We start from the raw sequence: 14,028 nt of genomic DNA, 5'->3' as shown, positions 1-14,028 counted from the left end.
CCATTATACCTAGCTTTGATGGACATCCTTTTATGAGAAAGTTATTCTTGAACGTTTACCTTGATCTAAGAATAGGCAGCGTACAGCAGCGGAAAGAGCCTCCTGACTTAATAATTTCAGTGATATCAACTTCTATTACTTCGAATCCACGGTCACGAAGCTGCTTATTTACATTTTTATTTACTGGCAAGCTCAAGATTCGCTTGTTTCCTATACCGAGCACATTAGTCCCAAGGGTGAACTGTTCCTCATCAGATACTTCAATCAATTCATATCTTGATCCAAATATGTCAAAATCCTCTTTTGTCAAAGCTTCTGGGAAGATCAGCGCTAGCTCTGGTGATACAACATTAAAGACACAGTCTAAATGTAAATATTCTGCCTTGAACTCGATGCCTTTAACATCAAACTGGGGCAGAAGATGTTTTAAATGATCAACTGCCTGCTGGCTGGTTCGATCACTCAACCCAATGTACACGGTGTCCCTGTCGATAATGACATCTCCGCCTTCAATCTGATCTCCTACAATATTATAGTAGGAAAATCCTTCATCCTCCAGCCACTGCTTTAATACATTATCTTCTCCCTGCCTCACGTCACTTGCCATATCAGCTACAAACACCGTATGTCCAAGTGTAAACCCTATGTCCCTTGTAAAAACCTGTTCCGGGTATTTCTTATGGTAAGGAAGTAAAATAACTTCAATGCCGTGATTCCGCATCGTCTGGACCATTTGATGATGCTGTTCTAATGCAGTTTCTATATGTATTCCTTCGTTTTGAAAGTGCTTTTGGGTCTCATTAATCACATCCCTGATCGTCATGTACTGCGGCTGGCAGCAAATTACTCGTTTTAATTCATCGTATTCACTGAAACAAATCGTTTTATGTTCCATATTGGATTCTAATGCCATATTTAGGTCCTCCTATAAATTGTGACAGTATCAATAATATTCCCTTAATAGGAGGTAATAATGATTAAAGGAGTTTTATTGAGAAGGTGAAAAAGTAGTAAGAAGTGATATCAAATAATAGCAAGAATACGGACAAATACACAAACATATGATGGGGGTGAAGTCAGTCTGCATAAGGGGTGGGTACAATGGCTAATCCTATTGTCGCTAGGTCATTGGACGAAATACAGTTTTGGTCTAGAATCATGAAAGAACATGCTTTATTTTTAAGCTTAGGATTTACTTATGAACAGCAGCAATTAATTACAGAAGCACAACAATTTATTACCTTATTTGAACGAATCGAGGAAAAGTTGGCCAGGTTTTCTGTAAACACAGATGTACGTCAAATTCAAGCTTTTAATAACGAGGTTTATCAAGCAGCAGTTGCGATTTGGAGTTATAAAAGGAAAGTGTTAGGATTAACTCTACGTTGTGAAATTCGGACAAATAATTTTCCATTATTAGTTGACCATGTAAGCAGAGAAGCAGCTTATTTTGCGAATAGACTGAAGGAACTAAACGAAGGAAAACTCGCCCCCCAACCAGATACGATTATTCAAGAAAACCTATTCTTTTTAAAGATAATGGCTGATCATGCAAAATTTATTGGGCATCTTTTAGATCCTTCCGAAAGAAAACTGGTAGAACAAGCTAACGAGTTTAGCCATGATTTCGACCAATTAGTATTCCAGGCAGTTGATTTAGACTCCATGAGACCACAGTCTGAAACGGTGCCCATTTTAGATCAATTCTTGGACCAAAATAGAGTCTCAGTTTTATCTTTAAGAGACTTTAAGAAGACAGCAAGAGAGTTAATTGAAGCCTGCCGAATTAAAAGCAATATTCACCCACTCTTAGCAGACCATACATTTAGAGAAGCCGAGAGATTTTTAGAAATTATAGACTTATTTGAGGCTCATCTTACAAGACCAAAGCTGTAAAAACCATTTAGTTTAGCTGCTATATAGAGCAGCATTTTTTATTTTTAGAAATTATATTGAATAGTATTAGCCGATTGGAATAAAAAAAGGATCTAAAGAGCATAAATAATCTTGCTCAACAATCCTTTTTAATAGATTCAATAGAATGTCTGATACAGTAGTTTAATTTGAGAAGCAGATTATTTATCTTGTGCCAGTTCTTTTCTATTGGGAGCAAGTGGTGGCTGTTCTAACCATTTGTTCTTCACCATCATATCAAACCAGTTTTTAGTAAGGGCTAATGTTTTTAGAATGGCTTTTTCATATACGGCACCTAAGTCTGTTCGCATGGCCGTTGCTAGGCCTGTCCCGTAATATACTTGTGCAGCCTGAGCCAAGAACCCCATATGGTATAGCATTAATTTATCTGAAAAAGGAGATTCTTTTGACATGGTTACCTCTGATTCCCACGACATTGGAACTGGCAAATTATCTTTGTTCATTATTTTTGAAAGAGCTTGTATGTTCCCATCTGTCGCTTCTTCTAGTTCCTCGAAAAACTTTCTTACTTCCTTTGAACCTGTGACTTGACTGAATCCAATGGAAAGGGATTTTGCCATAATGCTCTTTTTAATGTTAAGAGAAAGACTAATTAATTCTGAAGCAGATAATTGCCTTCCTTTTCCGAAGAATCCATCTATAAAATCATTAGTAGAAATAAACTCAGGGCTCTCGCTAGGATAGAAATACGGGTCTCTTTGAAATTTTCCTTTGTTAAGCAATAGCTCAATGGTTAAATCGTACATTCTTTTTGCATCATCATCACATGAGTTGTAAAATTCCCGAAGATCTTTTCTGACAGAAACACTTAAAGCAGTTGTATGACCCCACAAACCATTTATCGTCATAATATGTAGATAATTTAAGCAGAATGTATCAGAAAATAATCTCTCTACACCTTTATTAAGGTCGGACTCTTAAAACCAATAGGAACGGGAAAACCCTCTTTCTCAATGAAGGAAACAATCTGCTTCTTTTGCTTTTCCCATGTCTCGATAGCCATTTCAAAAACCTTTTTTATTGATTCATCCTCCAAAATAGAAAGCATATACCTATTTACTACTTCAATCATTGTTCCGTTTACATACTCACCCCAAAGTGTTCCGATCTCGGAAGCTGTAAGTTTTAAATGATCATTTTCCACTTGTTCTCACCTCTGTCTTATTTTTTACTGCTACAGAAGTAGATATGCATTCCTTTGGACATGCCTTGCAAAAAGTGTATGTAAAGGCGTCTTTTTAATGATAAAAATTTTACTAAAACATTGACTAAAATTTACTTAAAGAATAAAATGGATAGTGTAGACGTTTTCATTTATCTGATATTTAACCTATTTTTAAAGATATTGATTAGATTCTTACTTGAGAAAGTGGAAGGATGATAACCATGGAAAAACACGAATTATTTAATAAGTTTGTAGAGATATTTAAAGTAGAAGATCAGGTTCGCCTCTTTTTTTCACCAGGGCGAATTAATCTTATTGGGGAGCACACGGATTACAATGGAGGAAATGTGTTTCCGGCTGCCATCACCTTCGGAACGTATGGAGTGGTAAGGGAAAGGGAAGATCGTTTGGTGCGACTGTATTCAGAGAACTTCCCGGACAAGGGAATCATTGAATTCTCACTTGACGCTTTGGAATATGATACCGCTCATAATTGGGCCAATTATCCAAAAGGAATGATTCGCTACGTCCAGGAGAGCTTCGGTGCTCTTCGAAACGGATTTGAACTTTTGATCCATGGGAACATTCCAAATGGTGCGGGTCTGTCGTCTTCTGCGTCACTAGAAATGTTGATGGGAGTCATACTTGATGAGGTATACAATCTGAAAATCGCCCGAGTAGAGCTGGTGAAGCTTGGACAGAAGGTAGAAAACAAGTTTATTGGTGTCAACAGTGGCATCATGGATCAGTTTGCGATTGGCATGGGGAAAGAAAACTGTGGAATATTACTAGACTGTCAGACTCTTACTTACGAATATGCGCCTCTTAATCTAGAAAACCACAAAATTATTATTATGAATACGAATAAGCGTCGAGAATTAGCCGACTCGAAGTACAACGAGCGCCGAGCACAATGTGAAGAAGCCCTTCATCGTTTACAAGCTAAATTGAACATCGAGGCATTAGGTAGTTTAACGGAAGAACAATTTGAGGCCAATCGTGAGTTGATTGGAGATGAACTTCTAGAAAAACGAGCAAAGCATGCCGTGTATGAAAATGCTCGTACGATTAAGGCGTTGACAGCTCTAAAAGATGAAAATCTTGCTTACTTTGGAGAACTGATGAATGCTTCTCATACTTCTCTTAAAGATGATTACGAAGTAACAGGAATTGAACTAGATACACTTGTAAGTGCGGCTTGGAGTCAAGAAGGGACAATAGGTGCCAGAATGACGGGGGCAGGGTTTGGAGGCTGTGCCATTGCTCTTGTAGACAAGAATTGTGTTGATTTGTTTATTAAAGAAGTCGGTGAAAGCTATAAAGAGAGAATTGGATATGAAGCAACCTTCTATGTAGCGAGTATTGGGGACGGAACGAAAGAACTTAAGGGAGAGTTGATACGATGAGCGTATTAGTATTAGGAGGGGCAGGATATATTGGTTCGCACGCAGTACACCAGCTAATCGATCAAGGATACAAGGTGGTTGTGATTGATAATCTTCAAACCGGGCATGAACAGGCCGTTCATCCTCAAGCTATTTTTTATAAAGGTGATATAAGAGAGAAAGAATTTTTAACCTCTGTTTTTCAAAAGGAAAAAATTGAAGGGGTTCTCCATTTTGCAGCCAATTCCCTTGTTGGTGAATCGATGGAAAAGCCACTACTGTATTTTGATAATAATGTATATGGGACGCAAGTGTTACTGGAAGTAATGAATGCATTCGATGTGAAGAATATTGTCTTCTCATCAACTGCAGCCACGTATGGTGATCAAAAAATCATGCCGATTACAGAGGATACTCCAACACTTCCGACCAATGCCTATGGAGAGACGAAGTTAACCATGGAAAAAATGCTGAAATGGTGCAATGGTGCTTACGATATGAAGTTTGTTGCGCTTCGCTACTTTAATGTGGCGGGAGCAAGAGCTACTGGAGAAGTGGGAGAAGACCATACACCAGAAACTCATCTCATTCCGTTAGTGTTACAAGTGGCTCTTGAACAAAGAGAGTTCATCTCTGTGTTCGGGGATGACTACGATACACCCGATGGAACGTGTATCCGTGATTATGTTCATGTAGAGGATTTAATTGCTGCCCATATTCTTGCTTTAAAGTATTTAGAAAATGGTGGAGAAAGCAATGTATTTAATCTTGGCAGTAACCAAGGATTCTCCGTGTTGGAAATTATTGAGACAGCAAGGAAAATTACAGGGCATGCTATCCCTGAAAAAATCGTGGCAAGAAGAGCAGGTGATCCAGCAACGTTAATTGCTTCTTCTGAAAAAGCAAAACAGATTCTAGGTTGGAGCCCTATGCGTACAAATATTGATCAAATTATTGAGGACGCATGGAGCTGGCATCAGTCACATCCAAATGGGTACGAAAAGTAACGGAAGGAGAAACACTTCATGGAAATACATGCTTTGATTCAATCACTACTTGATCAATCAATGGAATGTGAAATGATTGATCGAGAAGATGAAATATATGCAAGAAACCAACTCATGTCTCTTTTACAACTAGCTGAATTTCCTGAGAAAATGGATGGGATAAAGGGAGTAAGTATTCCAGAGATATTAGAGCAAATGGTTCAGTATGCTTTTGAAAAAAGAATGGTTGGAATCCTCGATGCAGATAAAGAAATCTTTTCAAGCAAGCTCATGAATGTTCTAGTTCAAAGACCTTCGGATGTGAATCGCCGTTTTTATCGAAATTATGAAAAAGATCCAACCTGCGCAACAGAGTACTTTTATCAATTAAGTCAAAACAGCAATTATATCCAAACAAAAAGTATTGCAAAGAACATTAGTTATAAAACAGACACGCCATACGGAGAATTAGATATTACCATCAATCTGTCGAAGCCAGAAAAGGATCCAAAGCAAATTGCCCTGGAAAAAGAGAAAAAGCAGGATGTGCAGTATCCGAAATGTCTTCTATGTGAGGAGAACGAGGGCTACGAGGGTCGAATTGGACACCCAGCTCGCTCCAATCATCGAATGATTCGACTAGAGTTAGAGGGTGAGCCCTGGTATCTTCAGTATTCACCATATGTGTATTATAACGAACATTGTATCGTGCTCTCCAAAGAGCATCGAGATATGAAAATATCCCGAAAAGGATTTGAAAGATTACTATCGTTCGTAGAAAAGTTTCCACATTATTTCGTCGGATCAAACGCGGATCTTCCCATTGTAGGTGGATCGATTTTAACTCATGATCACTACCAAGGAGGGAATTATGAGTTTGCGATGGCACGAGCCGACGAAGAGTATTCTTTTCAGATGAAGAAATTCTTAAATGTATCTGCGGCAACGGTCAAGTGGCCGATGTCGGTTATTCGCTTACGATCACGAATGAAAGAAGAACTCATTCAAGCAGCGGATTATATTTTGACTAGCTGGAAGGGTTACTCAGATGAAAAGGTGGATATTCATGCCTTTTCCGGAGACACGCCGCATAATACGATTACTCCAATTGCTAGGATGAGAGAAGGGCAATTTGAGATAGATTTAGTGTTAAGAAATAACCGAACGAGTGAAAAGCATCCGTTAGGAATCTTCCATCCGCACAGCGATGTTCATCACATAAAGAAAGAGAATATTGGATTAATAGAGGTCATGGGTCTTGCGGTTCTCCCTGCTAGATTGAAGGAAGAATTAGAGGAAGTAAAAGCGTATTTATTAGGAAGGTCTGAACGAGTAAAAGACTATCATCTCTCATGGGCTCAGGAATTAAAGAGTAAGTACGGAACAGAATGGTCGGATGATACGGCAGAAGAAATGCTAAGAAGAGAAGTAGGCTTGAAATTCCAACGAGTGCTTGAGGATGCGGGAGTATTTAAAAGAGATACAAATGGTCAAGTGGCCTTTCGATGTTTCTGCGAGAGTTTATAAATGGAGGCAATCCTATGAAAATATCAGAGTCAGTAGTTGGCAGGCACGATGGTCAAACCATCGTAGCACATACGATTGAAAATGCGGCAGGCATGCAAGTCACCTCTCTCAACTATGGGTGTACCATTACGAGAATTGTGGTACCAGACAAGAGAGGGAACCTTGAAAACGTTGTGTTAGGGTTTGATACAGTCGAAGAGTATCAAGCGAATTCAGCTTATTTTGGTTCTGTCATTGGAAGACATGCTGGCAGGATTGCTGGAGGTTGTTTTGAACTCGACGGAATCACCTATGAACTAGCCAAAAATAACAATGGAAATCATCTGCATGGTGGATTAAAAGGGTTTGATCAAAAGGTCTGGGATGTTGAAGTAGTGCAAGAAAAGGATTCAGTCAGTCTTTGTTATCGATACGAAAGCAAGGAAGGAGAAGAAGGCTATCCTGGAAATGTACGTGTATCAGTCACATATACAGTAACAAATGCGAATGAGATTCTTCTTAGCTATGAAGGAATTAGTGATGCACGAACCGTCCTTAATATGACAAATCATACGTATTTTAACTTGAGTGGTGACTTAAAACGAACCGCCTTGGATCACACACTGAAGATAAAGAGTGATCACTTTCTTGAATTAAATGATTCTTTAATTCCAACTGGCGAATTGATACATGTCGATCATACAGTATTTGATTTTCGTGACGGTAGGAAGATTCAAGAAGGAGTGGTTTCAGAACATCCTCAAAACGTACTCGTTGGCAATGGCTATGATCATCCCTTTATGTTAAGAAGTAACCAGTCAGAACCAATCACATTATATGATGAAGAGAGTGGCCGTCTATTAGTTGTTGAAACGAATGAACCGGCCGTTGTCCTCTATACTGGCACACAGCTAGGAAACGATTATGACATTCGTGGTAGAAAGTCAGAAAAATACTTAGGATTATGTTTGGAGACACAAGGAGTTCCTGATGCTATTCATCATTCACACTTTCCGAGTACAGTGATAGAGAAAGATCAAGTGTACTGTTCGGAAACAAAATGGTCGTTTAAAATAAAATAATTTTTCATAGGGAAAATGAGAGCCAATAAGCATGTAAGGGTTCTCATTTTTTTATTATAAAATTTTACTAAAAAAATTTGTCAAAAAATATTACAAAATTATAAATGTTTGGAGTATAATGAAAACTATATTTTTTCACAGGGGGTATACAACTATGAAAGCATTAGAAAAAGCAGGAATCTTTGCAGGTAATACCTTTGCTTATTGGGTGCTACTTTTTGCAGGGTTGGCATTATTATTTCCTACAGGTTTTACTTGGATTGGTCCTCATATCCCATTATTATTGGGAGTGATCATGTTTGGAATGGGTATGACATTATCGGTTAATGATTTTAAAGAGGTTTTCAGGCATCCCAAATCCGTATTTATCGGCGTATTGGCACAGTATTTAATCATGCCATTACTAGCATTTGGACTGGCATATGGACTTGGTTTACCTCCTGAAGTTGCTGTAGGTGTGATTCTAGTTGGAGCTTGTCCAGGCGGAACATCTTCTAACGTTATGACTTATTTAGCAAGAGGGAACACGGCCTTATCTGTATCGATTACATCTGTTTCAACCTTATTAGCACCGTTATTAACTCCGGCTATCACTCTTTTATTAGCAAGTAAATGGTTACCAGTGTCACTAAGCGCTATGTTTATATCTGTTGTCAAAATCGTTCTTGTACCGATTATCTTAGGATTAATTGTGAAAACTTTGTTCCGCACTCAAGTTGAGAAAAGCGTTAAAGCTCTTCCATTAGTGTCTGTTATCGGAATCGTGGCCATTGTGGCAGCGGTTGTTAGCGGGAGCAAAGAGAAGATTCTTGAAAGTGGGTTATTGATTTTAGCAGTTGTTATTTTACACAATGCATTAGGGTATCTATTAGGTTTCCTAGCAGCTAAAGTGTTGAAAATGGATTACAGTGACCAAAAAGCGGTTTCTATTGAAGTGGGAATGCAAAACTCTGGACTTGCTGCCGCATTGGCTGCTGCACACTTCTCTCCACTCGCAGCTGTACCAGGAGCAATCTTCAGCGTATGGCACAATGTATCAGGCTCACTTCTTGCAAATTATTGGGGAAAGAAAGCTGAAAAAGCAAATAATAGTCAAAATGCAACTGGAGACTCAGTAGAAATTCAAAAATAGAATGAATCCCGTACGCTTTGAAAAGTGTACGGGTTTTTTATTTGAGAAAATGGAAATTCTAGTTATAGAAAATATTGAATAAGTAGGTTTATTCTGGTATTCTATTATAGAACAAGTGTTCTGTAAAATAAAACAAAAGAGGTGTCTTATGATTTTAGGAATTCATCCGTATTTAGTGCTGAATGGAAACGGGCAAGAAGCGGTAAAGTTTTATGAAGAGGCAATAGATGCAAAGGTTGTTTCTGTACAGACGTTTGGGGATATGCCAGATAATCCGGAATACCCTACACCCTGAAGCAAAAAAACGAGTGCTAAATGCACATTTAAAGATAGGAAACTCAGATCTCATGCTTTCCGATACATTCCCTGGGCAGCCGTATCCGATTGGAGCTCAAGTAACCATTGCCATTATCATTAATAGCGTGGAAAAAACAAAAGCGGTTTTCGAAAAATTACAAGATGGCGGAGAGGTATTAATGCCACTACAAGAAACCTTCTGGAGTCCAGCTTATGGACAGGTAACCGATAAATTCAATATGACTTGGCAGGTTTCAACAGAGATTAAAAACGATTAATCATTAATCGCTTAGAATCAATCATTTTTTACTAGACAGCTGGGTAGTACCTAGCTGTTTTTGTTTAAAAGATAAGAAAGTATAAAATTTGTTACTACCACAGTATTAAGGACTGTGGTATTTTTCGGTTATGGAGACTAACATTTTAAAATGAATCATTTTTGATGAAAATCAACACTGGGATAGATTTAAAACTAAATATGGAAAAAAGGTACGATCAATTGGCCAAGGTACTGTTATAAAACAGAAGTTGATTTCACTGTTTTTGGAAAATAACCGGAAAAATTCCTCTTAAATTGGGAAATACCCATATTTCCTTAAGAATAAGCGGAGTTTTTCCGCCTTTGTGATCCAAATCTTTGAATTTTGGCTTATTTAGAGCAGTTAACCGGAATTCCTCCTCTTATCTCTTCTTCTTAAGCTTCCTTTATACACATTAGCCGGAAATTCTCCGCCTATTAATTCTCTTCCCTATACAAAATCAAATTGGACTACCGTTTCACGGCATTTTTTTAATGATTCGCGTTAAATCAATAAAAAACGACCACCATATTCACATACAAATGGATGGTCATGTTAATATATATTTTGGATTTTCGTAACAGGTAAGNCCCGTTCCCATACCGAACACGGAAGTTAAGCTTTTCAGCGCCAATGGTAGTTGAGGGTTTCCCTCTGTGAGAGTAGGACGTCGCCAGGCACCTATAAAGAGAGTAGTCATGTGACTACTCTCTTTGTTAAAAGATAAGAAAGTATAAAATTTGTTAATACCACAGTATTAAGGACTGTGGTATTTTTCGGTTATGGAGACTAACATTTTAAAATGAATCATTTTTGATAAAAACCAACACTGGAATAGATTTAAAACTAAATATGGAAAAAAGGTACGATCAATTGGCCAAGGTACTGTTATAAAACAGAAGTTGATTTCACTGTGTTTGGAAAATAACCGGAAAAATTCCTCTTAAATTGGGAAATACCCATATTTCCTTAAGAATAAGCGGAGTTTTTCCGCTTATGTGATCCAAATCTTTGAATTTCGGCTTATTTAGAGCAGTTAACCGGAATTCCTCCTCTTATTTCTTCTTCTTAAGCTTCCTCTATATACATTAGACGGAAATTCTCCGCCTATTAATTCTCTTCCCTATACAAAATCAAATTGGACTACCGTTTCACGGCATTTTTTTAATGATTCGCGTTAAATCAATAAAAAACGACCACCATATTCACATACAAATGGATGGTCATTTTAATATATATTTTGGATTTTTGTAACAGGTAACAGAACCCGCTACGGTTTTTGTCCGGTTTTTCTTATAATTTTTTTCGCGGAAGTTTACTTCTTTAGTCATTTCCTATAAGATGTAAGTAATACCAAGTCTGATTGATTGGAGTGATATAGTTGCAAGAAACTAATGTTCTAGATCAGTTTACAGAATGGCTTAAACAAGTAGGGAAATCTCCTAGCACGGTCTCAACATATCAACGTGAAATTCAAAAATATCAAGACTGGCTTCAGCAATATTCGATTTATTTAGAGGACATATCACAAAAGGATGTACAATCATATGTTTCCTTTTTAGAGCAGCAGGGGAAAAGTCCAGTAACTATTGATAAAATACTTGGAGCGATTCGTACCTTTGCAAAATTCTTAAAGAAACCTGATATCATTATTGATATAGCTGTGGTTCCCGTAGAGAAAAAAGAAGAAATTGAAGTGCTTACTCCCTTAGAATGTGAGCAACTTTTTCGTGAAGTGAAAAAAGATGGTCATAATAGGAATATTGCAATTGTCTATCTACTACTTCATACGGGTATTAGAGTGTCAGAACTATGTTCTCTAAATAAGTCTGATATTGACTTCGAAAGAAATCTAGTGTTAGTAAAGCATAACTCTACTGGTGAAGAAAGAGCGATACCTTTATCTGATGATTCTAGGACTTACTTGCAAAGGCATATTGAATTAAATCGTATCGAAGATGCTTTGTTTGTTTCTAAATCCAACGAACGACTTTCTGAGAGATCGGTTCAATATATGCTTAAAAAATATCAAGTGAATCCGCATAAATTAAGGCATACTTTTTGTCAGTTACTTGTTGATAAAGGAGTAGCGTTAGAAATAGTATCTGAACTAGCAGGTCATAAAGATATTAATGTTACAAAAAGATACGCAAAGTCTAGAATGAAGCAACTAGAGTTAGAAAAGGCCATTCAGAATACTTTTTCTAATGACACACTAGGTTAGGTTGTTTAAATATCGGTTCTGTAACTATCAGCCATGTACACTTGTACATGGCTTTATAAATTATTATCAAAAAGTTGTTGTATTATGTATTAGAATTATGTAAGATATTCTTTGGCTTCAAAATTTGAAGTCTCTATTAAAATTAATTTGNTTGAAGTGCTTACTCCCTTAGAATGTGAGCAACTTTTTCGTGAAGTGAAAAAAGATGGTCATAATAGGAATATTGCAATTGTCTATCTACTACTTCATACGGGTATTAGAGTGTCAGAACTATGTTCTAATACAAATAAATACTAAGAGGGAAGGGGGAATAGTATCAATGAACCTTCAAAACTTTGAAGAGAATATAAATGAAGTGATCTTAGCTCGTGGAAAAAAATACTATGACCAGGATCACATCGAGAAGTTGGAAGAAGTGAATAGTAACCATTATATTTTTCAAGTTTCGGGAACCTATGACTATACGGTTCATATTTTTCTAACGGATACAGGAGAGATGAAAGATACATATTGTGATTGTCCATATGACCAGGGAGAGTTCTGTAAGCACCAAGTAGCTGCGTTTTATGCCTTACGATATGAGAAGGGAAGAAAAGAAGAAAAAACAGAGTCTACTCAACTAGTTATACAAGAAAACAAATCAGAATTAGAATCGATTCTTTCGAGATTAAATAAACAAGAGTTATTAAAAATTATCATAGATATTGCAGATGAACACGCTTTAATTGAGAAGAGACTTTTGGCTAGATATACACCTGTAAAGGATGAAGTTGAATCTAGTAAAAAGTTAATAAAGGAGTACATTAAACAATACAAGCGACGTGGATTTATACAGTGGAATGAGGTGTATGAAGCACTACAGGGAGCTAATATAACCCTAGAAAAAGCAGAAGAAAAGAAAGTTGAATCTGATGCATTAAGAGCTGTTCAGCTAAGTATGATTGTTTTATCGAGTGTAGTAGAAATGCTTCAATTTTGTGATGATTCGAATGGCTATGTAGGAGATGTCATCAGGGGAAGTTTGAATATAATACATCAGGCAGTAGATATTCATGCTAATAGTTTGGATGAGAAACAAAAAGAAAATTTATATTTAAGCATTATGAAAGAAGCAATGCGACCTTATTATGACGATTGGAGCGAGTGGAGAATCGATCTCTTAAGAAGCTGTATACCTCTGTGTGATACGGATAAGAGAAGGATAAAGCTTAATAAACTGTTGGAGGATATGTTAAAAACAGTAAAAAGTGATGCCTGGAGTGATAGATATGAAACACAAGCTATTAAACTTCTTCAGCTTCAACTCATTGAACAATTAGAGGGAAAGGAAAAAGGATTGAAGTTCATTTATTCTAACTTGCAGTATAGTGATTTTAGAGAAAGAGCTATTTTGCACTTGTTAGAAGAAAAAAAATTCAAAGAAGTGGTCCAGCTTTGCGAAGAAGGGATAAAAATTGATAGACAATATAGAGGAATTATTTATGAGTGGAAAAAGTATCAGCTTGAAGCCTATGAAGGTCTCGGTGATATAGATAAACAAAAAGAAATCATGGTAAGTTTTTTATATGATAATAGGTATGAATATTATTCAAGGTTAAAACAACTTTTTTCAGCAAATGAGTGGCCTGAAATTCTTGAAGAAATAGTCAAGACTTTTAAGGAGGATAGATATGCACCATCTGCTTATGTTGAAATATTAAAAGAAGAGAAAATGAGTAGTCATCTTCTTGAATATTGTTCTAAGAACTTAAATTCAATAAAACAGTTATATCCATTTCTAGTCGATGAGTACTTCGATGAGGTAAATAAACTATTCATAAAATATATTGAGCTTCAGTCAGAACAATCAGGTGATCGAAAAAAATATAGAAATATTTGCAGCCTTATTAAGCTTTATAAAAAGGTATGTGGTACGACCCATTTTCAAATGCTAATCGATCATTTAAAAGAAGAGTATAAAAGAAGACCTACATTTATTGATGAACTTAATAAGATAAGTTAATAACGCCCTAAGTCC

The 14,028-nt window shown here is 36.8% G+C and carries 9 protein-coding genes, 1 rRNA gene and 2 pseudogenes; 10 read left to right on the top strand and 2 right to left on the bottom strand.

What is annotated here, in order from left to right; translation table 11 throughout:
* Positions 1-55: 55 nt before the first annotated feature.
* Positions 56-913 carry a dimethylarginine dimethylaminohydrolase family protein gene (locus ACFFHF_RS08840; protein ID WP_340902541.1) on the bottom strand — a complete coding sequence of 286 codons (858 nt, stop codon included), beginning with the start codon at positions 911-913 and terminating at the stop codon, positions 56-58.
* Between the two features lie 188 nt (positions 914-1,101).
* Here ACFFHF_RS08840 and ACFFHF_RS08835 point away from each other — a divergent pair, with 188 nt between their 5' ends.
* Positions 1,102-1,896 (top strand): DUF2935 domain-containing protein, encoded by a 795-nt coding sequence (locus ACFFHF_RS08835; protein WP_340902544.1) that lies wholly within the window; start codon positions 1,102-1,104, stop codon positions 1,894-1,896.
* Between the two features lie 179 nt (positions 1,897-2,075).
* Here ACFFHF_RS08835 and ACFFHF_RS08830 read toward each other — a convergent pair.
* Positions 2,076-3,079: pseudogene (locus ACFFHF_RS08830) on the bottom strand (DUF3231 family protein).
* Between the two features lie 242 nt (positions 3,080-3,321).
* On the opposite strand from ACFFHF_RS08830, the gene ACFFHF_RS08825 reads away from it, so the two are divergent.
* The 9 genes and pseudogenes from ACFFHF_RS08825 (at position 3,322) to ACFFHF_RS08785 (ending at position 14,013) form a co-directional block, all read left to right on the top strand.
* Positions 3,322-4,506 carry a galactokinase gene (locus ACFFHF_RS08825; protein WP_340902548.1) on the top strand — a complete coding sequence of 395 codons (1,185 nt, stop codon included), beginning with the start codon at positions 3,322-3,324 and terminating at the stop codon, positions 4,504-4,506.
* Positions 4,503-5,492, top strand: coding sequence for a UDP-glucose 4-epimerase GalE (gene galE / locus ACFFHF_RS08820; protein WP_340902550.1), 990 nt, complete (start codon positions 4,503-4,505; stop codon positions 5,490-5,492). Before ACFFHF_RS08825 ends, galE begins: the two co-directional genes overlap by 4 nt.
* Before the next feature lie 18 nt (positions 5,493-5,510).
* Positions 5,511-6,998: a UDP-glucose--hexose-1-phosphate uridylyltransferase gene (galT, locus tag ACFFHF_RS08815; protein WP_340902551.1), complete on the top strand. Its 1,488-nt coding sequence runs from the start codon at positions 5,511-5,513 to the stop codon at positions 6,996-6,998.
* Between the two features lie 14 nt (positions 6,999-7,012).
* Positions 7,013-8,059: an aldose epimerase family protein gene (locus ACFFHF_RS08810; protein WP_377057903.1), complete on the top strand. Its 1,047-nt coding sequence runs from the start codon at positions 7,013-7,015 to the stop codon at positions 8,057-8,059.
* 154 nt (positions 8,060-8,213) lie between these two features.
* On the top strand, positions 8,214-9,191 hold the full coding sequence (locus tag ACFFHF_RS08805) for a bile acid:sodium symporter family protein (protein WP_340902554.1): 978 nt from the start codon (positions 8,214-8,216) through the stop codon (positions 9,189-9,191).
* Between the two features lie 148 nt (positions 9,192-9,339).
* Positions 9,340-9,766: pseudogene (locus ACFFHF_RS08800) on the top strand (VOC family protein).
* A gap of 587 nt (positions 9,767-10,353) precedes the next feature.
* Positions 10,354-10,466, top strand: a 5S ribosomal RNA gene (gene rrf / locus ACFFHF_RS08795).
* A 702-nt stretch (positions 10,467-11,168) separates the two neighbouring features.
* The gene (locus tag ACFFHF_RS08790) at positions 11,169-12,011 is read left to right on the top strand and encodes a tyrosine-type recombinase/integrase (RefSeq protein ID WP_160549929.1); all 843 of its coding nucleotides are present in this window, start codon (positions 11,169-11,171) and stop codon (positions 12,009-12,011) included.
* 319 nt (positions 12,012-12,330) lie between these two features.
* Positions 12,331-14,013 (top strand): SWIM zinc finger family protein, encoded by a 1,683-nt coding sequence (locus tag ACFFHF_RS08785; RefSeq protein ID WP_377057902.1) that lies wholly within the window; start codon positions 12,331-12,333, stop codon positions 14,011-14,013.
* Positions 14,014-14,028: the final 15 nt, after the last annotated feature.

Origin of the sequence: Robertmurraya beringensis, from assembly GCF_042433785.1 — a bacterium.
Lineage (GTDB): Bacteria > Bacillota > Bacilli > Bacillales > Cytobacillaceae > Robertmurraya_A > Robertmurraya_A beringensis.
Note: the sequence above shows the minus strand (reverse complement) of the source record. Positions and strands in the feature narration are given on the sequence as shown.

What these genes read in the sequence shown, in the direction of transcription:
- ACFFHF_RS08835 (WP_340902544.1), top strand. Translation starts at nt 1,102, where the DNA reads ATGGCTAATCCTATTGTCGCTAGGTCATTGGACGAAATACAGTTTTGG.
- ACFFHF_RS08825 (WP_340902548.1), top strand. Translation starts at nt 3,322, where the DNA reads ATGGAAAAACACGAATTATTTAATAAGTTTGTAGAGATATTTAAAGTA.
- galE (WP_340902550.1), top strand. Translation starts at nt 4,503, where the DNA reads ATGAGCGTATTAGTATTAGGAGGGGCAGGATATATTGGTTCGCACGCA.
- ACFFHF_RS08785 (WP_377057902.1), top strand. Translation starts at nt 12,331, where the DNA reads ATGAACCTTCAAAACTTTGAAGAGAATATAAATGAAGTGATCTTAGCT.
- ACFFHF_RS08840 (WP_340902541.1), bottom strand. Translation starts at nt 913, where the DNA reads ATGGCATTAGAATCCAATATGGAACATAAAACGATTTGTTTCAGTGAA.
- galT (WP_340902551.1), top strand. Translation starts at nt 5,511, where the DNA reads ATGGAAATACATGCTTTGATTCAATCACTACTTGATCAATCAATGGAA.
- ACFFHF_RS08810 (WP_377057903.1), top strand. Translation starts at nt 7,013, where the DNA reads ATGAAAATATCAGAGTCAGTAGTTGGCAGGCACGATGGTCAAACCATC.
- ACFFHF_RS08805 (WP_340902554.1), top strand. Translation starts at nt 8,214, where the DNA reads ATGAAAGCATTAGAAAAAGCAGGAATCTTTGCAGGTAATACCTTTGCT.